At 39.5% G+C, this 23,155-nt stretch carries 28 protein-coding genes; 22 read left to right on the forward strand and 6 right to left on the reverse strand.

All coding sequences use genetic code 11. The features are described 5' to 3' along the window. Positions 1-18: 18 nt before the first annotated feature. Both GH754_RS10605 and GH754_RS10610 read right to left on the reverse strand, forming a co-directional pair. Positions 19-435 (reverse strand): hypothetical protein, encoded by a 417-nt coding sequence (locus GH754_RS10605; RefSeq protein ID WP_153728685.1) that lies wholly within the window; start codon positions 433-435, stop codon positions 19-21. A gap of 268 nt (positions 436-703) precedes the next feature. Beyond that, a complete protein-coding gene (locus GH754_RS10610) occupies positions 704-1,156 on the reverse strand; it encodes a hypothetical protein (RefSeq protein ID WP_153728686.1) in 453 nt (150 codons plus the stop codon). A 155-nt stretch (positions 1,157-1,311) separates the two neighbouring features. On the opposite strand from GH754_RS10610, the gene GH754_RS10615 reads away from it, so the two are divergent. Both GH754_RS10615 and GH754_RS10620 read left to right on the forward strand, forming a co-directional pair. Beyond that, complete coding sequence (locus GH754_RS10615) at positions 1,312-2,010, forward strand: NAD(P)H-dependent oxidoreductase (protein ID WP_323741967.1); 699 nt, start codon at positions 1,312-1,314, stop codon at positions 2,008-2,010. A gap of 21 nt (positions 2,011-2,031) precedes the next feature. Further along, positions 2,032-2,214, forward strand: a complete 183-nt coding sequence (locus GH754_RS10620; protein WP_153728687.1) for a hypothetical protein — start codon at positions 2,032-2,034, stop codon at positions 2,212-2,214. 75 nt (positions 2,215-2,289) lie between these two features. Here GH754_RS10620 and GH754_RS10625 read toward each other — a convergent pair whose 3' ends face one another. Next, positions 2,290-3,057, reverse strand: a complete 768-nt coding sequence (locus GH754_RS10625) for a Cof-type HAD-IIB family hydrolase (protein ID WP_153728688.1) — start codon at positions 3,055-3,057, stop codon at positions 2,290-2,292. A gap of 216 nt (positions 3,058-3,273) precedes the next feature. Here GH754_RS10625 and GH754_RS10630 point away from each other — a divergent pair, with 216 nt between their 5' ends. The 10 genes from GH754_RS10630 (at position 3,274) to GH754_RS10675 (ending at position 10,816) form a co-directional block, all read left to right on the forward strand. Continuing rightward, positions 3,274-4,230 (forward strand): sugar-binding transcriptional regulator, encoded by a 957-nt coding sequence (locus GH754_RS10630; RefSeq protein ID WP_153728689.1) that lies wholly within the window; start codon positions 3,274-3,276, stop codon positions 4,228-4,230. Between the two features lie 16 nt (positions 4,231-4,246). Further along, complete coding sequence (locus tag GH754_RS10635) at positions 4,247-4,678, forward strand: transcriptional regulator GutM (protein WP_153728690.1); 432 nt, start codon at positions 4,247-4,249, stop codon at positions 4,676-4,678. A 20-nt stretch (positions 4,679-4,698) separates the two neighbouring features. Next, positions 4,699-5,259 carry a PTS glucitol/sorbitol transporter subunit IIC gene (gene srlA, locus GH754_RS10640; RefSeq protein ID WP_153728691.1) on the forward strand — a complete coding sequence of 187 codons (561 nt, stop codon included), beginning with the start codon at positions 4,699-4,701 and terminating at the stop codon, positions 5,257-5,259. A 1-nt stretch (position 5,260) separates the two neighbouring features. Next, positions 5,261-6,271 carry a PTS glucitol/sorbitol transporter subunit IIB gene (gene srlE / locus GH754_RS10645; protein ID WP_153728692.1) on the forward strand — a complete coding sequence of 337 codons (1,011 nt, stop codon included), beginning with the start codon at positions 5,261-5,263 and terminating at the stop codon, positions 6,269-6,271. A 22-nt stretch (positions 6,272-6,293) separates the two neighbouring features. Next, on the forward strand, positions 6,294-6,662 hold the full coding sequence (locus tag GH754_RS10650; RefSeq protein WP_153728693.1) for a PTS glucitol/sorbitol transporter subunit IIA: 369 nt from the start codon (positions 6,294-6,296) through the stop codon (positions 6,660-6,662). Positions 6,663-6,758: 96 nt separating this feature from the next. Next, positions 6,759-7,559 (forward strand): SDR family oxidoreductase, encoded by an 801-nt coding sequence (locus tag GH754_RS10655; protein WP_153728694.1) that lies wholly within the window; start codon positions 6,759-6,761, stop codon positions 7,557-7,559. Positions 7,560-7,646: 87 nt separating this feature from the next. Beyond that, positions 7,647-8,327 carry a transaldolase family protein gene (locus tag GH754_RS10660; protein WP_153728695.1) on the forward strand — a complete coding sequence of 227 codons (681 nt, stop codon included), beginning with the start codon at positions 7,647-7,649 and terminating at the stop codon, positions 8,325-8,327. Positions 8,328-8,390: 63 nt separating this feature from the next. Beyond that, positions 8,391-9,107, forward strand: a complete 717-nt coding sequence (locus GH754_RS10665; RefSeq protein ID WP_153728696.1) for a 3-ketoacyl-ACP reductase — start codon at positions 8,391-8,393, stop codon at positions 9,105-9,107. Between the two features lie 256 nt (positions 9,108-9,363). Continuing rightward, positions 9,364-9,657: a hypothetical protein gene (locus GH754_RS10670; protein ID WP_153728697.1), complete on the forward strand. Its 294-nt coding sequence runs from the start codon at positions 9,364-9,366 to the stop codon at positions 9,655-9,657. Positions 9,658-9,919: 262 nt separating this feature from the next. After that, positions 9,920-10,816 (forward strand): alpha/beta hydrolase, encoded by an 897-nt coding sequence (locus tag GH754_RS10675; protein WP_153728698.1) that lies wholly within the window; start codon positions 9,920-9,922, stop codon positions 10,814-10,816. 92 nt (positions 10,817-10,908) lie between these two features. Here the strand turns inward: GH754_RS10675 and GH754_RS10680 are convergent, their stop codons facing one another. Further along, positions 10,909-11,544: an HD-GYP domain-containing protein gene (locus GH754_RS10680; RefSeq protein ID WP_153728699.1), complete on the reverse strand. Its 636-nt coding sequence runs from the start codon at positions 11,542-11,544 to the stop codon at positions 10,909-10,911. A gap of 110 nt (positions 11,545-11,654) precedes the next feature. Beyond that, complete coding sequence (gene menC / locus GH754_RS10685; RefSeq protein WP_153728700.1) at positions 11,655-12,770, reverse strand: o-succinylbenzoate synthase; 1,116 nt, start codon at positions 12,768-12,770, stop codon at positions 11,655-11,657. 172 nt (positions 12,771-12,942) lie between these two features. Between menC and GH754_RS10690 the strand changes: the two genes are divergently transcribed. Further along, positions 12,943-13,902 (forward strand): alpha/beta hydrolase, encoded by a 960-nt coding sequence (locus GH754_RS10690; protein ID WP_228550228.1) that lies wholly within the window; start codon positions 12,943-12,945, stop codon positions 13,900-13,902. Positions 13,903-14,113: 211 nt separating this feature from the next. Here GH754_RS10690 and GH754_RS10695 read toward each other — a convergent pair whose 3' ends face one another. Further along, positions 14,114-15,028: a VOC family protein gene (locus tag GH754_RS10695; protein ID WP_153728701.1), complete on the reverse strand. Its 915-nt coding sequence runs from the start codon at positions 15,026-15,028 to the stop codon at positions 14,114-14,116. Positions 15,029-15,368: 340 nt separating this feature from the next. Here GH754_RS10695 and GH754_RS10700 point away from each other — a divergent pair, with 340 nt between their 5' ends. From GH754_RS10700 to GH754_RS10740, 9 genes are all read left to right on the forward strand, one after another. Continuing rightward, positions 15,369-15,893 carry a DoxX family protein gene (locus tag GH754_RS10700; RefSeq protein WP_153728702.1) on the forward strand — a complete coding sequence of 175 codons (525 nt, stop codon included), beginning with the start codon at positions 15,369-15,371 and terminating at the stop codon, positions 15,891-15,893. Between the two features lie 175 nt (positions 15,894-16,068). Next, complete coding sequence (locus GH754_RS10705) at positions 16,069-17,016, forward strand: alpha/beta hydrolase (protein WP_228550229.1); 948 nt, start codon at positions 16,069-16,071, stop codon at positions 17,014-17,016. Then, positions 17,017-17,511 (forward strand): DinB family protein, encoded by a 495-nt coding sequence (locus GH754_RS10710; RefSeq protein ID WP_153728704.1) that lies wholly within the window; start codon positions 17,017-17,019, stop codon positions 17,509-17,511. A 161-nt stretch (positions 17,512-17,672) separates the two neighbouring features. Beyond that, on the forward strand, positions 17,673-18,452 hold the full coding sequence (locus tag GH754_RS10715) for an SDR family oxidoreductase (protein ID WP_153728705.1): 780 nt from the start codon (positions 17,673-17,675) through the stop codon (positions 18,450-18,452). 37 nt (positions 18,453-18,489) lie between these two features. Then, positions 18,490-20,094, forward strand: coding sequence for a long-chain-fatty-acid--CoA ligase (locus GH754_RS10720; protein WP_407690666.1), 1,605 nt, complete (start codon positions 18,490-18,492; stop codon positions 20,092-20,094). Positions 20,095-20,143: 49 nt separating this feature from the next. Then, complete coding sequence (locus GH754_RS10725; protein ID WP_153728706.1) at positions 20,144-20,710, forward strand: TetR/AcrR family transcriptional regulator; 567 nt, start codon at positions 20,144-20,146, stop codon at positions 20,708-20,710. A 22-nt stretch (positions 20,711-20,732) separates the two neighbouring features. Further along, on the forward strand, positions 20,733-21,596 hold the full coding sequence (locus GH754_RS10730) for a 3-hydroxyacyl-CoA dehydrogenase family protein (RefSeq protein WP_153728707.1): 864 nt from the start codon (positions 20,733-20,735) through the stop codon (positions 21,594-21,596). Between the two features lie 35 nt (positions 21,597-21,631). Next, positions 21,632-22,045, forward strand: a complete 414-nt coding sequence (locus tag GH754_RS10735) for an acyl-CoA thioesterase (RefSeq protein ID WP_153728708.1) — start codon at positions 21,632-21,634, stop codon at positions 22,043-22,045. Between the two features lies 1 nt (position 22,046). Further along, on the forward strand, positions 22,047-23,123 hold the full coding sequence (locus GH754_RS10740; protein ID WP_323741970.1) for a phosphotransferase family protein: 1,077 nt from the start codon (positions 22,047-22,049) through the stop codon (positions 23,121-23,123). The last annotated feature ends 32 nt before the right edge of the window (positions 23,124-23,155 follow it).

Here is a 23,155-nt window from a genome sequence, read left to right on the forward strand (position 1 = left end):
GGTCCCTCGTCCCACCCCCTAATGATTCACGACTTCCATTCCATTTATCTTAAAACCACCATTTTCCTTATCAAATGTAAAACGGTAGGTCATTTTCTCAATCTGGTGATCAACCTGCTCCTTAACCTCCACAATTAAGTGATAGAGATAATAGTTACGATTAATCTCCAGCACGTCTATACCAGTCAATTTGCTTTCAGGATAATTACCTAGTTTCAAAGCGGAATAAGCCATTTCTTCATTCAACGAAGATTTAGCCAGATTCTCCCGTTGTTCAGCAGTAAGATTGTCATCTGAGAGTTTATAATAGGATTTAATATGTTCAACACCCGACTTTTCTAGAGAGTTATCCGAATAAAAGTACGGTGTGAACAACTGATAGCTAAAAAAAAGAATGAATAATAGGCTACCAAATAAACGGATAGGGGCTTGCAAAGGGAGCGTCTCCAACCATCTATCCAACCTTATTCCAATCCAGCATACAAACGCAAAAATAATCGCTAATATAAGGAAATAAATAACAGTATTAATATAGAGAAATTCAAGCCAATCATCATTGGTTACAAGAAGAAAAAACAAGAATATAGAAACTAAAAAAATGAAACTCTTTCTAATAAGGTTTTTCAATAAAATTCCCCCATCATTTAGCATCCTCACCCTTATACTAATCTACCATTTAGTCAAAAATCAAATCCAAAACTGACTATTTATGATCTGAGGCAAATCCTGATACAATTAAGGCACAAATAAAAAAGATCATCAAACCAAACAAGGAAAAGTTTTCGAAAAGCATACCGCCAGTTACGAAAAATAAGCCGAATAAACCAATTTGAAGAATCGCAAGCATCATCCTGAGTATAAGGTCTGCTTTGTTATCTTCTAATAAAAAGGTTTTTAAATTAAATATTCCCATCCACAATAGTAAAATAGAAGATATTACATAAAAAATAGCGGGAAAAGCAATATGTTTAAAGAAACCTATGTGATTGTGAGTATTAAAGAGGTAATCAAAACTTATGGTCATGAAGTTCATAATGGACGTCTGTACCGAATGAGACGAAAGGTGCTGCGCAATCAGAGCAAGTGCAAAACTAATCCCAATCAAGCACAACTGAACGATATGATTCCTAAACAATTTCTGCCCTAAATAAAACAACAATATCTCCTCCTTTGTTCACATTATATGAAGCTCGTCTCATAACATTACAGTGGGTCATGGGGACAGGTCCCGCGTCCCACTTTTTTCGTATTACCGGACTCGTAAAGTTGAATAATAAGTGTAAATGTTGAAAGTGCTAGGAGGCCAAACACGTGCGAACCTTATTAATAGTGTCTCATCCTGATATTATTGAGTCATATAGTCAGCAATATTTTTTGAATGCAATCAAAGGTTTTGAGGACGTAACCGTTCATCACTTAGAATCCCATTATCCGAATTGGGATATTGATCCCAAAAAGGAACAAGAGTTACTGAGACAGCACGACCGTATTTTATTCCAATTCCCATTTTATTGGTATAGCTCCCCACCTCTTATCAAGCATTGGCAGGATGTTGTTTTAGAAGAGGGAGTTGCTTTCGGAAAGAGAGGGGGCATTTTAGAAGGCAAAGAATTTGGTTTGATTTTAATGATTGGTGTCTCCGAAAGAGAATATCAAGCAGGCGGTAAGGAGCAATTTTCAATCAGTGAATTAACCAAACCCTTCCAAGCCATGGCGAATAAAACAGGCATGCACTATCTTAGACCATTCGAAGTTTATCAATTCCCTTACCTAGAAGATGAGCAAAAAATGGACATATTGATTCCGTATTGGCAAAAACTGACGATGGAAAACAACAATAGTTTAGCAACAAGGGAAAGCTGGCTTATCCGTCAGTTGCAGCAGCTCGCTAAGTCTAAAAGTAATTCTGAAGAGGCGAGGATTTTACAATTTGCAATGGAAATTATCGAGGAAAACCGGACGAATATGGATGGGCTACAGATTGTCTTGGACCAAATGTATCATGAATGAGACCGAAGCGAGGTGTGAAAATTGGAACAACAGACCTGGATTCTTCAAGAGCTAGAGCGTCTATTTCATAAAACAGACGATTATTATCAGCGCACGCTCATTAAAGCAACGGAAGATATTTTAAAGGAGCAAAGTAAACGCATTTATCAAATGGAAGGAGAAATTGAAGGGACAATTTGGAGTCCGAAAAGGTGGGGGGAGTAGTGATTGCACTATAAAGAATGCCAGCATTTGAGCTGGCATTTTTTTATAGTATCCAGGGCTTGTAACCCAGCCCTATTAAATTATATTATAATACTTCAAGCCTTTAGAAATACCGCCATTAGTATTGGTATCCGTAACAAAAGATGCGATTTCTTTTAAGCCTTCAACAGCATTCCCCATTGCAATGCCGTAATCGACTAACTCAAACATCTCCATATCATTATTCCCATCACCAAAAGCGAATGTAGGAATATCCTTAATCTGCAAAATTTCAAGGAATGTTTTAATCCCGGATGCCTTTGATCCCTGCTTAGGTATGACATCCATGCTAAACGGACTATTTCGAATAAAGCTTAGTTCTGGAAATGCTTGTTTATATTCTTCATCTCCTGTATCTGCCAAAACAAGGGCCATGTTTACATTTGTTTTATCAAGCATGTCTCCATCAATTGGTGGAACAGGAGAATGGATTTTTTCATAAGCTTTTTGGACTATATCATTATGACCTGTCACTCTTATTTGATTAACATTATAAAAAGCTATCTCTTCTCCTCGTGACATTACCATTTCTCGTAATCTTTCTAAAATGTCGATAGAAATCTTGTTTTGATATAGTGTTTCTCCGTTAAAAATTCCGTGTTGACCATTCATCGAGATAATAGAATGTATTCCGGTTTTTTCCAAGACTTCTTCCACTTCAACAACAGATCTCCCAGTTGCTATAACCGGCTCATACCCATTTTCTTTTAATTCCTCAATAACTGCGATTACGTCAGGATCCACATCTGACGTAGCATTTAATAATGTCCCATCTAAATCAAAAAATACTATTCCATTCATCATATGTTTGATTACCTCTCTACTAGTCTATTAAAGTGAATGATTTTTTCTTATCCATTTTATATAAATATTATTTCAATTTCTAGTTTTTAAAATAAATTTCAAACTTTTTATACTTTTTTGTTGACAAAGTTCGACAGCGGTAATAGAATGAAAGCAGTTTCAGATGCGCATTTGATACATACTTGCACATATGTGCAAAAAGAGCGGAGGAGGTATATGAACTGGGAAGAGGAACGTTTATTATATCGAATCGCCAAACTTTATTATGATGAGGATTACACACAGGCCGAGATTTCAAAAGAATTAGGAATCTATCGTACAACAATTGGTAGAATGCTAAAAAAAGCTCGGGATAAAGGGATTGTGAAAATCCACGTTCAAAGTAACGCTAATGAGCTTTTTGAAGTAGAAGAAAAGATTATGCGACACTTTGGAATGAAGGAAGTCATGATTGTTCCATCATTTTCTGAGCAGAGTACACAAAATCTCTCAGCTACAATTGCAAAGGCTAGTAATCAATTATTGAACCGCATTTTACGAGATGAAGATATTGTTGGACTTGCCTGGGGAAAAACCTTAGGAGATATGGTTCATCAAATCGGTGAACTAAAGCCTAAAAATACATTATGCGTACCCTTAGTTGGCGGACCTGGTGGGATGAATACGGACTATCATGTAAACGCAATCACTATGAGGATGGCAAATGCCCTGCAAGGAAAATCTCATTTCATTAATGCTGCAGCTGTTTATAATTCCAAAGAAACCACTCAGGAAATACTTGAATCGAGTTTCATGCAGGAGATTATACAGCTTTGGGATGAATTGACGGTGGCAATCGTTGGGATCGGCGCTCAAATTAGCTCATCAAATATGGTTTGGTCAGGATTTCTTGGAGACAATGAGCAAAATGAACTGAAAAAGCATCAGGCAATTGGAGATATTTGTTCTCGCTTTTATACGATAGATGGTGAGGTTGTAAACTCCTCTGTTTCCGAAAGAACCATAGGCGTAGAATTAGAAAAGTTAAAGACCCTACGTTATTGCATAGGCGTTGCTAATTCAAAAGAAAAGGCTGAATCTATTATAGGTGCAATGAGAGGAAGGTTTATTAATACACTCGTGACCAATGAAGAGACAGCACTAGAAATAAATAGAATGATAGAGAAAAATTAATGGAGGAATATCGGTTATGGAAATTATTTTTATTTTGGTTGGCATAGCGGCTGCCTGGATACTGCAAACGATACTTGGAACAGGACAACTTAGGAATTTTAACAAACATTATAATGCTCTTAGACAAAAGGGGCGGGTATCTATCGGCAGGTCAAAAGGGATATTCCGTACCGGGGTTGTTCTATTAATGGGTATTGATAAGCGTGGAAGAATTCATACTGCGCGAAAAATGCAAGGGGTTACAATTTTTGCTAGATTTAGAGATTTTAAAATACTAGAAGGACAAGACTTACTAAATATCGATCAGGACGTTTACAACAAAATGGATCGCTATACCAAAAAAGCGTTTGATGATGCTGTAGACGTATACAAAAAAGTAGCAAGAGGAGAAGAAATTCCACAACAAAAGAGTCCGTTTGGAAAATTAATCTCCAGTTTTGGTAAATAAGACAATCAGGAGGGAAAAACATGGATTTTTTAGTTAAAGCAGCAGAAGGCTTCATCGGTCTATTTGAACGTGGAGCTGAAACGTTCGTAGGATTTGTTACTGATATCATTCCATTAATTATTGTACTAATGGTTGCCATGAATGCACTTGTTCAATTAGTTGGGGAAGATAAAGTGAATAAATTAGCAATGGCTTCCTCGAAAAATATCTTTTTACGTTACTTAGTTTTACCTTTTGTAGGAACTTTCTTTTTACTTAACCCGATGACTTTATCTCTAGGACGTTTTTTACCAGAGAAATATAAACCAGGATATTATGCAGCATCAAGTTATTCCTGTCACTCTATGAATGGTTTGTTCCCGCACGTTAACCCAGGTGAGCTATTCGTTTTCCTAGGGGTTGCTGCTGGGATTACAGAATTAGGTTTATCAACCGGAGACCTCGCACTTCGATATCTACTAGTCGGTATTGTAACGAACATGTTAAGAGGTTGGATCACAGACATTTGTGTAACATACATGGAGAAAAAACAAGGCATTAAGCTGCAAACTAAATTAGATGAAGGAAAGGGTGTAGCATAACATGGCTGAGTATAAAACAATAAAAGTAACCGCTGGCCCAGGCGGGTTCGGTGGACCATTAACTATTCCTGTCAATGAGCAGAAGAATAAAATAGTAAACATAACTGGTGGAACCATTTCCCCTGTAGCAGAAAAATTTGCGGAGTTAAGTGGAGCTGAATTAGTAGATGGCTTCAAAACAAGTGTCCCTGAAGAGGAAACCGCAGCTGTCGTAATTGACTGTGGTGGTACTTTAAGAGCAGGTTTATATCCTAAAAAGCGAATTCCTACTATGAACCTAATGGCCACTGGTCAAAGTGGTCCAATGAGAGATTTCATTACAGAGGATATTTATGTATCCGCTGTTAAACCGGAAAATATTTCTGTAGCTGGTGAAGGTGAAGTAGAGGCTGCTGCGACAGCAGAGGTTGTAGAGGAAGCTCCTGCTTCTAATCAAAACTCAAATCAATATGACAGTACAAAAAAGATTAGTGAACAACGTAATGGTGGTATGATCGCTAAGGTTGGCCAGGTAATGGGTGGAGTCATGTCTGTTCTTTACCAAGCTGGTCGTGATGCGATTGATACTGTAATTAAAACTATTCTACCGTTTATGGCGTTTGTAGCTATGTTAATTGGTGTAATCTTAGAATCTGGTATTGGTGATCTAGTTGCGAATGTGTTAACTCCACTTGGTGGAAGTGTATGGGGATTAATTCTATTATCAGCAATTGTATCTTTCCCACTCTTCTCCCCATTCTTAGGCCCTGGAGCGGTTATTGCACAGGTTATCGGTACATTAATTGGTGTTGAGATTGGACGCGGAAATATTCCTCCACAATTTGCTTTACCTGCATTATTTGCAATCAACTCACAGGCTGCTGCGGACTTCGTTCCAGTTGGTCTTGGCTTAGCTGAAGCAAAACCTGAAACCGTTGAAGTCGGTGTACCAGCCGTTCTGTATGGACGATTCTTAACAGGAGCACCTACTGTATTTATCGCTTGGTTAGCAAGCTTTGGAATGTACGAATAATACTACTTAGGAGTGAACAAAAATGGCAGAAACCGTTTATTCAACAGTTGTAACTAAATTAGGTGAATCAGTAAATGAGTTTTTAGAACAAGGTATGTTAATTACGTTTAAAGATAATGCACCAGCAGAATTAGCAGAATTTTGTATTCTTCATTCTGAAAATAACTTACGTAAAGATATCCAAGCTGGAGATGTTCTAACCATTGGCAGTGAACATTCTTATCAAGTTACTGCAGTTGGGGAAGCAGTAAACAAAAATCTACAATCACTTGGACATATTACCCTACGTTTTGATGGAGCTACTGAACCAGATTTAGCTGGCACACTTTCACTTGAAGCGAAGGACATCAGTGCCATCAATATAGGCGATGAGATTAAAATTGAAAGATAAGAAGTCGTGATCAACGACTTCTTTCTATATTAAGATCTTTACTTACGGTATTAAGATTCATAGAAGATAACTTGAAAAAAGAATGGAGTAATGAAAATGAGTAAAGCATGGACAGATTTAGCAGGAAAAGTAGTCATCGTAACAGGTGGTAATTCAGGAATTGGTAGCCACATTACTCAAACTCTTCAGCAAAACGGAGCAAAAGTGGTTGTTGCTGATTTAAGCGTTGAAACTGGAGAACAAGCAGAAAATCTATACAATGTTCAAACCGATGTAACCAATAAAGAAAGTGTTGAAAATATGGTTCGTCTTGCTGTCGAAAAATATGGACGAATTGATGGATTGGTGAACAATGCGGGTGTAAACCTTCCACGCCTTCTTGTTGATGTAAGAGGGGAAAAACCAGAATATGAAATCGACGAAAAAGCGTTTGATTTCATGGTTAGCGTAAACCAAAAAGGACCTTTCCTATGTGCACAAGCTGCTGCCAAGCAATTTGTAAAGCAAGATAGTGGGGTTATTGTAAATATCACGTCTGAAGCAGGTATGGAAGGCTCTGCTGGACAAAGTGTATACTCTGCAACTAAAGGAGCACTAAATGGCTTTACAAGGTCTTGGGCGAAAGAACTTGGTAAATACAATATCCGTGTAGTTGGAGTTGCTCCAGGAATCAATGAAAAAACAGGCCTTACAACAGATGCTTATAATGAAGCATTGGCTTACACACGAAACGTAAACGTAGAAGATTTAGAAGGTAACTATGCTAGTTCCATTCCTCTGGGACGCGTTGGAAAGCTAGACGAAATCGCTGACCTTGTAACGTATCTAGTATCAGATCACTCTACTTACATTACAGGTACAACGATTAATATTTCAGGTGGTAAATCAAGAGGATAATTGAAAATAAAGTATGAAAAACATCGAATTTCGCCATTATTGGCGAAATTCGTGTTTTCTAATTATGAACTTTTCGGAGGTAGAAATATGAGGCTATATATCGATTCTGCAAACATCGAAAAAATTAAAAAGTTAAATCAATATTATCCTATTTCAGGAGTCACCACGAATCCTACTCTTCTAGTAAAAGAAAACAGACCTTATCTAGAAGTTTTGAAGGAAATCCGTACTATGATTGGGGAAGAGAAGGAGTTATTTGTTCAAGCTCTAGGAGATACGGCAGAAGAAATCGTGGAGGAATCCCGCTATATTACGAATGAGCTTTCTGGGAAAGTGATTGTAAAAGTACCTGTAACTGAAGAAGGGATAAGGGCAATAAAACAACTAACAGCAGAGGGTATACAAACTCTTGCAACTACAGTATACACGGCATTCCAAGCCTTAATGGCTGCCATGTCTGGTGCTAAATATGTAGCTCCATATGTGAATCGTATTGATAACTTAACAGGGAATGGTGTAGCAGTTGTGGAAGAAATCGCCAAGTTATTTGCTACCTATGAATTAACCTGTGAAATTTTATCAGCGAGTTTCAAAAACCTGCAACAGGTACACAATGTTTGTTTAGCAGGTTCAGAAACGGTAACTGTAGCTCCTGACATCATTGAGAAAATGGTTGCTTTTCCTTCAACTGCATCTGATGTCGTAGATTTTAAACAACAGTGGACAGAAGCATTTGGACCAAATAGCAGCAACTTATCTAATTCCTAACCTCAATATTGGAATCATCATCCTTTCTATGTAAAAATAAAATACATAGAAAGGATGATACATATGCAATCACTACAAGGCAAAAAAGCGCTCATAACAGGTGGAAGTAGAGGGATTGGCCGAGCAACAGCATTGGAGCTTGCCAAAGAAGGAGCAGAGCTCGGGCTCATCGCAAGGTCAGAGGAAAGCTTTGAGTCAATTCGAAAGGACCTAACCGAAATAGGTGCGAAATTCGTCACCGCTGCTACGGATGTATCCGATGAAACCGCTGTTCAGCTAGCAGTAAAGGAAATCGGGGAGCAGCTTGGTACCATTGATATTCTAATCAATAATGCTGCTGTTGGAGCACATGGACCATTTTTAGACATATCAACGGATACTTGGAAAAAGGTTTTGGATACCAATGTCATGGGGATGGTGTATGTGACTAAAGCTGTTCTCCCAGGTATGATGGAGAGAGACCGAGGCGACATTATCAATATCTCCTCTATGTCGGGAATTTATGGCACAAAGGGATCCAGTGCATATAGTGCATCAAAGTTCGCCGTCATCGGATTGAGCGAGTCCCTCATGCAAGAGGTACGTCCTCATAACATCCGAGTCAGCGTTTTGACACCAAGCCTAGTGGAAACAGATCTCGTACGAGGAGACTCTGGTGAGCGTAACCCCAAGAAATTCACTCAAGCAGAAGATTTAGCTGAATACATCACAAGTCTACTTAAGCTAGAACAACGCACCTTTATCAAAACATCCGCAATCTGGGGAACCAATCCCTTTTAACTGGGACGGAGGGACAGGTCCCTTGTCCCACCCCAGTATAAAAAAGATACAATTTCTCCTAAGAGAAATTGTATCTTTTTCTTCATTTGTATTCCCCAAATGCTTTAATCTCCCTAAACATATACAAACATTAGGAAGAGACCTTGGGACAGTGAACCTGTCCCTCCGTCCCACAGTTAAATTTAATAAAACATAGAGTAGGCTAAGGGATTTTTGTACAGAATATGGTTAGAAGATAAACAGGGAGGAAATTTTTATGCCGATTCAAAATGAAAATGAAATCCGACAACTAAGTGAGCTTTCTCAAAAATTAGAAGAGGAAGCGCGCCAAGCCATCAATCATGCAGACCCTCAGGAAATACAGCAGCTCCAAACACAATTACGTGAGGTACAGGATAAGATACAAGAGGCTCGTGGCAAAGCAATCAATGGTAGTGGTACATCAACAGAACCACTTTTTGATGCTCAACAGCGAGTGGAGGATGCCCAGCATCATATGAAAAGAGCGCTCACGAACTTAAATGCTCAAAATGATGAAGTTCAGCCATAACTTTTATATGTAATTTTTCAAGAAAAAGACCGTTTCCTTACTTAATGGGAAACGGTCTTTTAGTATGAACGAGAAGAATTTAAACAATCCCTCCTAGTCAAGGAGTCCCGTAAAAAAGCAGTTATATATAAAAGTTAATCATAACTACCTAAGTACAACTCGCACATACTATTGTAAAATTATAAATATATAAATTATTCTGTCAATTACCCAAAATGTTGCGTATTGGCAGAGTAATAATAATTATAATAGGAGGGCTTTTATGTTTAAAAGAAAATCTATTTTTATTTTTGTCTTAATTTTTACTTTACTAATCCCTACCACTCTTTCCTTAGCTAACGTTGATTCCCCAAAATCAAGTAATAGTCAAATCATTCATCAAAGCTTTTATTCAGAGGAGCTTCAAAGAGATTATAGCTACAACATTTATTTGCCGACGGGGTATAAAACATCAGATAAGGAATACCCTGTACTTTATTTATTGCATGGTTCCTACGGCAACGAATATGATTGGGTTCGAAATGGAGATGTGAAGAAAACTGCAGATAAAATGATGTCAGAAGGTGAAATTCCTGAATCAATCATTGTAATGCCAGGTAGCAATAGCTGGTGGGTAGATGGACATAATGAGAATGCCGATTCTGCGTTTATGAACGACTTAATTCCTCATATTGATGACACGTGGAGGACGATTGATGATAGAGAAGGACGACTCGTTTCAGGTTTATCTGCTGGAGGCTATGGAACAGTTAATTTTGTCTTAAAGTACCCAGACATGTTTGCCGCAGGTGCAGCGTTAAGCCCTGCTGTTTATGTTCCAACTCCGCCAAGTCATTCATCAGGAAGAACTCATCCAACTTATCAAAAAGACGGAAAATTTGATCCAGAAAAGTGGGAAGAATTGAACTTCACACAGTATATTGATGACTATAAACAACAAGATCTAAAAGTTCCCCTATACATCAATTCTGGGGACCATGATACATTTGATATTGCTTATCATGCAGCAGTACTGTATCAAAACTTAAGAGAGCATCAGCCTGAGTTAGTGGAGTTTAGAGTTGTAGATGGAGATCATAATTGGGATGTATGGAGAGAAACTTTGCCTGAAGCAATGGAATATATGTATCGTTTTGTTGAGGTAAATGAAACCGACTAATTAAGTAGTAAAGTGGGTTTTCTCCCTTTGCCAAGCTAAACCTTGGGACAGTGAACCTGTCCCTCCGTCCCTTGGCCTAGTATTAATTTAGGTCAACTTTTTTTGGCTTGAGGGGATAGAACTTCTTCAATCTTATCCAACTTATCAAACCATAGAGATGGATCTGATAACTGAAGCTTTCCAATAACAGTGATAAAGGCCTCCACCAAATCTCCATCAAATTGTCCCCAGGAGCAGTTCCGTAATTCCTCAAAAGCCTTCTCAAAAGTAAGGGTTTGCTTATCATAATTCCGGCGATCAATGGTCATCGTATCAAAAGCGTCACATATAGAAATGATTCGCCCTTGTAGGGAAATTTGTTCACCAGACAAGCCCCGTGGATATCCCTTTCCATCCCAACGTTCATGGTGATCCCGAACAAAAAGTGCAGCTCTAGGGGCATTTAATGTTTTTCGTAATATATTATTTCCTATATGTGAATGAGCCTTGATAATTTCAAATTCTAGTGGGTCAAGCTTAGCTGGCTTTAAGAGAATATCCTTCGATAACCCCATTTTTCCGATATCATGAAGGAGGCTAGCTACACGCATATCCTCATCTAAACATTGAACTTCCTCTGCTAACAGGCTAGCAAAATGCATAACGCGATAAGAATGAAACTTAAAAACGCGTAGAACCTCATTATCCTGTGAAATTCTCTCAAATAATTCTTCTGCTTGTGAAAACATATAAACCTCCAGAAGTAGGTGGTGATTACCAATATGACCAAACGAACTTCAAACCTTACAGTGTCTCTACATTATAACTTAGTAGCCAAGCAAATGAAATGCCCACACAGTTACAAATCATAGGTCTTGAGATCAACAGTAAATTTCTTTAAAGCTTCTTCATCAACCTCATAGCCAATGCCAGGTTGGTCTGGGACCTTTATCACGCCGTTTTTGACGGAGACCTCTGGTTGAATAATATCTTGTTCCCAGTAGTGTGATGATCCTGCTGTATCTCCTGGCATCACAAATTGGGATAATGTAGTTAAGGCAATATTGTGAGCACGCCCCACCCCGGCTTCTAGCATGCCCCCGCACCACACTGGTATATCGTGTTTCCTGCAATAATCATGAATGCGTTTGGCTTCCGTAATACCGCCAACTCTTCCTATTTTAATGTTTATAATTTTGCAGGCACCTAATTGTATTGCCATTTTCGCATCGGTTAGAGAATGAATGCTCTCATCTAAGCAAATAGGAGTGTTCAGTTCTTCCTGTAGTTTAGCATGGTCGAGGATCTCATCATCTTTCAAGGGTTGTTCAATCATCATTAGGCCTAAGTTATCTAGCTGTTTTAAGTGCTCCGCATCCTCCAATGTGTAAGCAGAATTTGCATCTGCCATAATTGGTGTATTAGGAAAATGCTTACGTACTTCACGGAGCACGTTAACATCGTGACCAGGCTTAATTTTTATTTTCATCCGTTTATAGCCTTCCTGTACATAATGTTCGATTGTTTTTAATAAGTCCTTAATTGTCGGTTGTATGCCAATGCTAATCCCTACATCAATTTCTTGCTTCATACCACCAATGGCTTTTGACAAAGGGATATTCTCACGCTTGGCATATAAATCCCAAATAGCCCCCTCTAATGTGGCCTTAGCCATATTATTCCGTTTCACACTAGAGAATAATTGGGTTACGTCATCTGGATACTGAATGTCATTTTCCTGCAAAATTTTTATAAGGAAATTCTCTATGACGTGCAAAGAAGTTTCCACGGTCTCCTCTGTATACCATGGGCTTGCAAAAGCAACCGATTCTCCAAAACCACGATTCCCATCACCATCTATCACTTCCGAAATAAAGAACTCTTTTTCCTGTACTGAGCCGAAACTTGTAGTAAAGGGATTGTTCAAGCGCATTTTTAATCTATGTAATTTCATTTGTTTTAAAGGAATTGTCATATGAGCAGTCCTCCTAGTAATAGCTGTACTTTATCATAATTTATACAAGTTCTACATAAATATTGTTTTGTTTTAAAAACGATGTCAATAACTACCACTGCTATTTAGGCCAAATTATCTAAAATTTTTAGTATAATAGAAATATAGAGATAGACACGAGGGGGAGACAACTTTGAAAAAGAAACGCTTAATGAAATGGGGGATAGGGCTAGTTGCAGTCCTATTAATCATAGATATTATAGCCAGTCATTATTTTTATAATCTAGCAATCGAACGGAATGTAAAGGATTTTTTAAATGGAAATGAGGATTTAGAAGTATCCGGGGAAGCCATGGATGTTTTACTGGAAGGGAACTGGCGTGACTGGGTTGCCGATCAAGATTTTGAGGAATGGGAGCTTGAGTCCTTTGACGGATTGAAGCTTAAGGGCTACTTTTTAGAAGCAAAGGAGCCAACCGATAAAACGGTTATATTTGCACACGGCTATCTAGGGAACGGTAAACAGATGGGCTTGTACGGCCAATATTATTATGAACAGCTCGGGTACAATATTTTCACAGCCGATATGCGAGGACATGGTCAGAGTGAGGGAGATTACATTGGTTTTGGCTGGCATGATCGGTTAGATTATCTTGATTGGATTGACATGGTCATGGCAAAGCAAGGTCCATCGACAGAGATTGTTTTACATGGAGTTTCCATGGGAGCAGCAACCGTATTGATGACAAGTGGTGAGGAGCTTCCTAGCAATGTGAAAGCTGTCGTTGCAGATAGTCCTTATACATCCGTATATGACTTGTTCAAGTATCAAATGAACCGTATGTATAACCTACCAGCATTCCCGGTTTTACCTAGTACAAGTTTAGTAACGGATCTGCGTGCGGGCTATTCATTAACAGAGGCTTCGGCATTGAAACAGGTGAAAAAGGCGGACGTTCCGATTTTATATATTCACGGAAATGACGATGCGTTCGTGCCAACAACGATGTCTAGAGAATTATATGAAAATACGAAAAGTGATGCGGAGCTGATTACCTTTGACGGGTCTAGCCATGGTGAGGCGTTTGTGATTCATGAAGAAAAATATGTGGATAAGTTAAATCAGTTTTTACAGGAGTATATGGGTAAATAGCAAAAGGGTGCCGTTCATTTTCGGCACCCTTTGTTACATACTCAAAACGGAGATCCATAAGCCAATTGCAAAACAAATTTCAAAGTACCAGTGGTGTCGAGCAGCCCATTTCATGCTGTATATTTCTTCCATCAGGAGGGGGGCAGCTTTGGAAGTCGTTGTACTGATACTAAAAGGACCACATATCTGACTAATATGTGTGTTCCTAAAATCATAATTTACCTTGATATGCTTCTTTTAATTTTCCTATATCAAATTTTTTCATCTGAAGAAAAGCTTTGATTAATCGCTCCATTTGCTCTTTTGTCCCATTTGCCATCATTTCTCCCATCACTTCTGGCCAAACTTGCCAGGATACACCATACTTGTCCTTCAGCCAACCACATTGTTCTGCTTTTGGATCTGATGAAAGTTTTTCCCAGTAATCATCTATTTCCTTTTGGTTTTCACACCGAACCAAAAGTGAAACAGCTTCATTAAATTTGAAATCATGGGAATGAGCGCTGTCCATCGCAACAAACCACTGCTTCTCAAGCATAAAATCGGTAAACATCATAGTCCCTTCCTTATCCGGTTCCATGCCTGCTGGATAGCGAGCAATTTGTCCACGTTTCGAATCCTTGAAAACAGAAAGATAAAAATCACTAGCTTCCTCTGCCTTACCACAGACATCTTGAACAAACATCAATGAAGGTATAATAAATGGTCGTTCTTCATCATCTGGGTTCATGAGATTCAATTGCCATGTCAATCCATACTTATCCTGTATCCAACCGTACCGCTGACTGAATGGATATTCCTGAAGGGGCATAAGTGGTGTACCGCCTTGGAACAGCTTATCCCAAAGCTGATCCAGGTTTTCCCTTGCGTTCGCATCTTTAGAAGGATCAAAATTGACAAAAAATGAAATCGATGGGTTGAACTGAAAATGTGGCCCTCCATTGATGGCCATGAATGAATATCCTGAGAGGTGAAAGGAAACGAGATCACTGTCACCAGATGGGGTGTCGTGGATGGTGGACATATTGGTGATTTTTGAGTCGGGAAAAATGGATGTGTAAAATTGAGCGGCTTCATTTGCTTCTTGGTTAAACCAAAGGTGCGGGACAATTTTTTGTTCGCTCATTAATCTGTCCTCCTTTTCATTATTTGTAATTCTTGTTAGACCAGTTGTTGTGTTAAGTATTCCTCAAACGAATAAGGGTCGTCAAGTAATATAACGATGTTTTTTCAGAACAGTATGAAATACCTATTCAATTAAGTAGTTTGAATAAAGAATGCAATAGTGTTGCCTACTATTTCACAAAATAGCCATACCTTTGTTACACAAATGTGAAAGAATGAGCAAACTTATTTTCAAAGTCCAGAATCGTGTTAAGATGAGAGTGTAATAAGGAACAGCAAGAATTCTTGTTAAACATTATGTGAAACAATGAACAAACAAAATAATAAGGGAGTCGATAAATATGTTTAACCAGTTTATTCGCCATAATAATATTGTTGCAGGAGTATTAGCATTTATTCGAATCTATCTAGGGTATCACTGGATCACATCTGGCTTTGGCAAAATCACAGGTGGAGGCTTTGATGCAAGTGGCTTTATGAAAGGAGCCATTGCGAGTGCAGGTGGGGAACATCCAGCCGTTCAAGGTTGGTGGGCAACATTTCTTGAAAATGTCGCACTACCGAACGCCGAAATTTTCAGCTACATGGTTATGTGGGGTGAGTTCTTAGTCGGGATTGCACTAATTTTAGGTTTATTCACAAACTTTGCCGCTATCATGGCTATTACAATGAACTTTGCTTTCTTATTCAGTGGAACAGTTAGCACCAACGCTCAAATGGTATTATTAACTGTCTTTATCATTGCTGCAGGCCACAATGCTGGTAAATTTGGTCTTGACCGCTGGGTAATTCCTTTCCTACGCGACCACAATCTAACTTTTAATAGAGGGAATAAAAATCATAAAAAACATGTTGCTACTGTTTAATAGAAGAGGCTGACGCTTAGGGCGTCAGTCTTTTTTTATGGACAAGACGGTATCAATCCGTAAAATTGCTGCCCAAATCAGCAAAATCCACAACTTTATCCGTAAATCTCCTAAAAAGGGAATGCGCCATCTCCTCACGAAATATACATAGAGTATGACTGAAGGAGTGAGGAGCTTGGTTAAGCGGGAAGAATTTTTTCTAAATGCTGAGGATGGGACGAAAATTATCACTCAGAGCTGGACAGGAAATGCGAGTCAAAAACCTAAGGCGCTTGTGCAAATTGCTCATGGTATGGCCGAGCATATTCAAAGATATGATTCTTTTGCTAGAAAGCTAGTTTCCGAGGATATATATGTGTTCGGGAATGATCATCGGGGTCATGGAAAAACAGGTGAAGGCCAAGGTAGTTTGGGCCATTTTGCTGATTCGAATGGGTTTGAGAAGGTCGTACAGGATCTGTATTTGCTTACCGTAAAAATGAAAGCGCAATTTCCTAATATCCCGTTTATTTTATTTGGACACAGTATGGGATCTTTTTTAGCTCGTCGGTATGTTCAGCTTTTCGGACATGAAATCAAGGGATTAATTTTGTCAGGTACAGGTGGAAATCCTGGGTTGATGGGTAAAATTGGAAAAATGGTGGCCAAGCGTGAAATCAATAAACACGGAAAAACTCGTCCCAGTGATACTATGAATAAGTTGACGTTTGGAGGCTATAACAAAAAATTTAAACCGGCACAAACAGAATTTGATTGGTTAACACGCGACAAACAAGTAATCAAGGAGTATATGGAGGATTCCCGCTGTGGTCAAGTCTGTTCTGCTCAATTCTATTATGACCTTCTAGATGGCATTGACGTGATCAATCGTCGTGAAAATATCGAAAAGGTACCAAAAGAGCTACCGATTTTTCTCCTATCAGGTGATGAAGACCCGGTTGGCAACTTTAAAAAAGGGGTCATCGAAACCTACCACGATTATGAAAAGGCGGGATTAATCAATCTATCGTGCAAGTTTTATTCGAATGCGCGTCACGAGATTTTGAATGAAATCAATCGTGAGGAAGTTATGGACGATATTTTAAGCTGGATTCATAACCAATTACAAAAGGAGAGGGTATAGATGATGGAAAAAAATGATCGAATACGTGAGGAACTTTTGGGGAGTATAGACGGTTTGACCGATGAAAGGCTGAACCAACAGGTAGAAGAGGGGGCCTGGTCGATCATGCAAATTTTGGAGCATCTTTATCTCATTGAGCAATTTGTTGCTAAAACCATTGAAGATGAGGTAGAAAACGGACAACCTAAGCCTGCTCGTGACAAGCCCATTCATTTAACTCCAAACCGAAAAACAAAGGTAGATGCGCCTAAGTTTCTTACACCTTCTAGTGAATTTCATACAACAGTCGATATCAAACAGAAACTAGCAAACTCTCGTCAAAAGCTGAAGGATGTGGTAAGTGGGGTTGATGTAAATGTGCTTAAGGGTAAGGCCACAAAACATCCGGCATTCGGCACTTTGCGTTTAGACCAGTGGGTACAATTTGTTGGCTATCATGAAAAAAGACATTTGGAACAGATTGAAGAAGTAAAGGAACAATTAACAGAAAGCTGAAACTTTACATTTTAATTTTCTGAATAATCTGTTATAATTTGGTTGAACTTGAATTTTTTCGCATGAACATACCAACTGGTTAGTATTATGAAAATAGGAGCTAGTGGTTTGTTTCATTGCGAAAGAATGTAAGCGTTAACATAGGGCTTAGGGAGGAAAAAATGGTGAGCATTTTAGATCAATTATTTCAACTCGATGGAAAAGTAGCGTTAGTAACCGGAGGAGGAAGAGGGCTAGGAAAACAAATTGCCCTTACATTTGCAGAGGCGGGGGCCAAGGTCATGGTTTGCTCTCGTAAGGTCGATGCCTGTGAAGAAACGGTTAAAGAAATTGAGAATTTAGGTGGTGAGGGGTTGGCTATCGCCTGTGATGTATCAGATCCCGAGCAAGTCCAAAAAGCGGTCGACCAAACCTTAGAGCACTTTGGTCAAATTGATATTTTGGTCAATAACAGTGGAGCCTCTTGGGGAGCACCAGTCTTAGAAATGCCGATTGAAGCATGGTATAAAGTGATGAATGTCAATGCAACGGGAACGTTTTTGATGTCCCAGGCTGTTGGTAAGCATATGGTAGACCGTAAAAGCGGTAAGATTATTAATATATCATCTGTTGCGGGTTTAAATGGGGTTGACCCCCGTGTACTTGATGCAGTTGGTTACAATGCGAGTAAGGGTGCCATTGCCACCATGACGAAGGATTTAGCGGCGAAGTGGGGACCGTATAATATCAATGTAAATGCGATTGCACCAGGATTTTTTCCAACAAAGATGACGAAGGGTGTATTGGCAATGGCTGGTGAAGCTATCGTGGAACGCACTCCATTAGGGCGACTAGGTAGTGACGATGACATTAAAGGAGTAGCTTTATTTTTGGCGTCCAAAGCTTCTGATTATGTGACTGGAGATATTATTTCTGTTGATGGTGGGATGAATGCCATGTAAAACGTGGCAAAAAATATACCTTTAAGGGAGGAAATCTATAGTGGAAAAAGTATGGTTTAACCATTATCCACAACATGTCCAAACAGAATTGGAGATTCCGGAGCAGTCAGTTTATGATATGCTGGCACGTACAATTTCAACGTACAAAAAGCATAAGGCCATTTATTTTTATGGAAGGGAAATTACCTACCAAGAGCTCGGTGTTCAAACGGGCGCATTTGCATCTAGACTTCAAGAAAACGGTTTAGTCAAAGGGGATCGAGTGGCGATTATGCTGCCAAACTGTCCTCAATATGTCATCAGCTATTACGGTACATTACAAGCAGGTGGGACGGTAACACAGGTTAATCCCATGTTAGTGGGCCAAGAACTGCAGCATATTCTAAATGATTCTGGTGCAGAAACGATTGTCATCTATAAGCCTATCCTTCCTGTTCTGAATCAAATTATCGACCAAACATCTGTTAAGCAAGTCATCCAAGTAAGCCTTGGAGAACAGGCAGCAGAGGATGATTTAGCTGTTGAATTTACCGAGTATCTTAAACAAGCGAGTAAGCCGCCTACACCAGTAGACATCAATCCTTCTGAGGATGTGGCTGTATTGCAATATACAGGGGGAACGACAGGGCGGTCTAAAGGGGCCATGCTCACCCATCGAAATATTGTCTCCAATACACTTCAGGCCTATGAATTTTTTAAGGATGAAATTACCCTTGGAGAAGAGCGATATTTAACGGTGATCCCACTTTTTCATGTGTTTGGCATGACATCTGGAATGAATTTATCCATCTTTACCGGCTCCATGAATATTCTACTACCGAAATTTGAATTAGAAGAAGTTCTTCAAACCATCAAAGACCTCCAACCAACTACTTTTCCAGGTGTTCCAACCATGTATGTAGCGATCACAAGTCATCCAAAAGCAGAGGAATATGGGTTAGGTAGTATACGTATTTGTAATAGTGGAAGTGCCCCTATGCCTGGAGAATTATTGCGTTCCTTTGAGAAGAAAACAGGCGCATTGATTTTAGAGGGCTATGGATTATCTGAGGCGTCTCCTATAACACACTGTAATCCGATGTTTGCAGAAAGGAAGCCAGGAAGTATTGGCATTGGGTTTCCTTCTACTGAATATAAAGTGGTGGATCTATCTGACGGTAGCAAAGAGGTTCCTTATGGAGAAAATGGAGAGCTCATTATTAAAGGACCTCAAGTGATGAAGGGGTATTGGAATATGCCTGATGAAACCGCCAATACGCTACGTGATGGCTGGTTATATACGGGTGATATTGCTCGCATGGATGAGGACGGCTATGTGTATATTGTCGATCGGAAAAAGGATTTAATTATTGCCAGTGGCTACAATGTTTATCCCCGAGATGTAGAGGAGGTTCTTTACGAGCATCCAGCTGTTCAGGAGGCTGTTGTCGTAGGGATTCCAGACGCCTATCGTGGTGAAACAGTAAAGGCTGTAGCGGTACTGAAAGAGGGCCGCCAATGTACCGAAGAGGACATGATAGCCTACTGTCGGGAAAATCTAGCAGCCTACAAGGTACCACGAATGGTAGAGTTTAGAGATGAATTGCCTAAAACAAACGTCGGAAAAATTTTACGTCGAAAAATTAGAGAAGAGATTGCTTAAAGGATAAGGCTGTCCCCTTTCTACTAGTTATCTCCATGGGGGCTTGGATATGAAAGAAAAAATTATCTCAACTTGTATTAAATGCTTTGAACAAAAGGGATTTAGTGAAACTTCCATTCAGGATGTTGTTGATGAGCTTGGGGTAACCAAGGGGACGTTTTATTACTATTTTTCAAGCAAAGAACAAGTGTTAATGACCATCCACCGTAAATATATTGATACTTTACTAGAACAGCAAGAATCCATCATATTGGATTCGACATTAACGAATAAAGGTAAACTGCAGGGCTTGATTCATATGTTGATTACCAACATCAAGCCCCAAGGAAATAGTGCGCGAGTCTTTTTTCGGGAATTTCGCCATCTAAAGGAGTCCCATTTGGAAGAGGTTCGGGAAAAACGGGATCAGGTTCGTCTTGCCATGGAGATTGTAATCAAAACGGGTATGGAGCAAGGCGAATTCCGTCCCGACTTAGAACCGGACATCGTGACCTTAGGGATTTTGGGAGCGTGCAACTGGAGTTATCAGTGGTATCAACCAGAGGGACATTTCATGGATACTGAAGTAGCGGATATTTTTCTAGATATGATTTGCAAAGGAATTGAAACGAAATAGGTTTAAGGGGAGGACGTCAAACATGTCAGCAATTCAAAAAGTAGCGGTCATTGGAGCAGGATCCATGGGGCATCAAATTGCCATGTTATCTGCATTAGGGGGATTTGAAACAAATTTACAGGATATCGAACAAAAATCCCTGGAAAAAGCGAAGGACCAGCTTGAAGGCCATATGGAAAAGTGGGTGAAGAAAGGTAAAATAACGGATGAAAAAAGACAAGAGGCGTTTGAACGATTACATATGACGACCGATGTAGGAGAGGCGGTGACTGATGTTGATTTAGTTATTGAAGCGGTCGTAGAAAATCTTGATGTGAAACAGCAGGTGTTTAAGCAGCTGGATCAATTAGCACCACATCACGCCATCCTCGCTACCAACAGTTCAACAATTGTCAATTCGAAGCTTGCGGAGGTAACCAATCGTCCAGCACAGGTTTGTAATATGCACTACTTTTACCCGCCACTCGTGATGGATTGTATTGAGGTGGTTAAAAGTGAGCAGACATCTGAAGAAACCATGGATGCCGTGATGAATTATTGTGAACAAATAGGTCGAACTGGTTTTCGCTTGGAAAAAGAAATCTATGGATTCATTGCCAACCGAATTTTATTTGCCCTTAATAAAGAGGCGTTGAAGCTCTATGAAGAGGGCTATGCGGATTATAAAGATATTGATGGCATTGTAAAGAAGGCGCTAGGTCATCCACTAGGACCGTTTGAACTCATGGATTTATCCGGTATTGATGTGGTTCATAATGCGAATCTACAACTCTATAACGAAACAGGGGATGAGGATGATAAACCCGCAAAATCAGTGGAAGAAAAGGTGAGGGCTGGAGAATTTGGCCGTAAAACAGGGAAGGGCTGGTATGATTATTCGAATTAATGGCTTTGAAATAGTCGATAGAAGTAGGTGAAAAGATGAGAAATGAATGTACGGTGAGAGTAAGAGCTAGTGAAACCGATGCTTTAGGCCACGTCAATAATGTAAGCTATTTTATTTATTATGAAGAGGCTCGAATTGAGCTGTTTCGTGAGCTCGTGCCTACAATCACTTTGGAAGACTGGCCGTTTATCTTAGCCTATACCTCTAGTAGCTTTAAACAACAAGGATATTTTGATGAAAAACTAACCATTCAAACGTTCGTCAGGCGTATCGGGAATAAAAGCTTTGAATTACAACATGAAATATTGAATGAACGGGGAGTCATTTCGATTGGAAACGAGACAGTGGTTTATTTTGATTTCAACACGCAAAAAGCAGCCCCGATTCCTGATGATATTCGACTGAAACTAGAATCATACTTGGAAACAAATGAGATCAAGGAGGGTTAACGTGACCATTCAGTCAAACAAAGACACCATCCCAGTTCGAAAGGGAGAGGAGCTAGAAATCCATAAACTAGAAGACTATATTCGTGAGCACATAGACAATCTACCTGAAGAATCTCTTCAAATTGAACAATTTCCTTCTGGGCATTCCAATTTAACTTATTTACTAAAAATAGGTGATTGGGAGGCTGTATTGCGTCGCCCCCCACTAGGACCAGTGGCACCAAAAGCCCATGATATGAAAAGAGAATCTACTATTTTAAAATCAATTCATCCTTATTTTTCATTGTCTCCGAAGCCTTACTTATATGAGGATGACAAGGAATTACTTGGAGCTCCGTTTTTTATTATGGAGAGGCGCCAGGGGGTTGTATTGGATACCGAGTTTCCAAAAGGGGTAGAAGCTACACCTGAAAATGGTGCGCTCATTTCTGAGACCATGGTGAAAACACTAGCTGACCTTCACAAAATTAATTACAAACAAACAGACCTTGTTCATATCACAAAACCAGATGGATTTATGGAACGGCAGGTAAAAGGCTGGAATGGACGTTACGAAAAGGCGAAGACCGATGATGTGGAAGGAGTTGAGGAGCTCATGATGTGGCTAGAGGACCACGTTCCTGCTGCATCTGAAGCTACCATTATCCACTATGATTTTAAATTAAATAATGCGATGTTTAACCCTAATGATTTAACTGAAATGACAGGCCTATTTGATTGGGAAATGACAACAGTCGGGGACCCACTCGCTGATTTAGGAGTGACGTTAAGCTATTGGCTAGAGGATTCAGACCCAGAGCTTTTAAAGCAAGGCTTTGGGAAACCATCCGTTACCGTTCAACCCGGCTTTTATACGAGAAGAGAATTCGCTGAAAGATATGCCACCTTAACAGGGCGAGATGTTTCAGATCTTTCCTTCTATGTCACCTTTGCCTATTTTAAGCTGGCTGTCATCGTGCAACAAATTTACTATCGTTATCACAAAGGTCAAACCCATGATAAACGGTTTGCCAAATTCAATCAAACAGCCAAAGCCCTAATTAACCATGCCAATCAAATCGCCCAAAAAGGAGTCTAGAGTGGGTCGAGGGGACAGGTCCCCTGTCCCAC

This window comes from Salinibacillus xinjiangensis, assembly GCF_009649735.1.
GTDB lineage: Bacteria > Bacillota > Bacilli > Bacillales > Alkalibacillaceae > Salinibacillus > Salinibacillus xinjiangensis.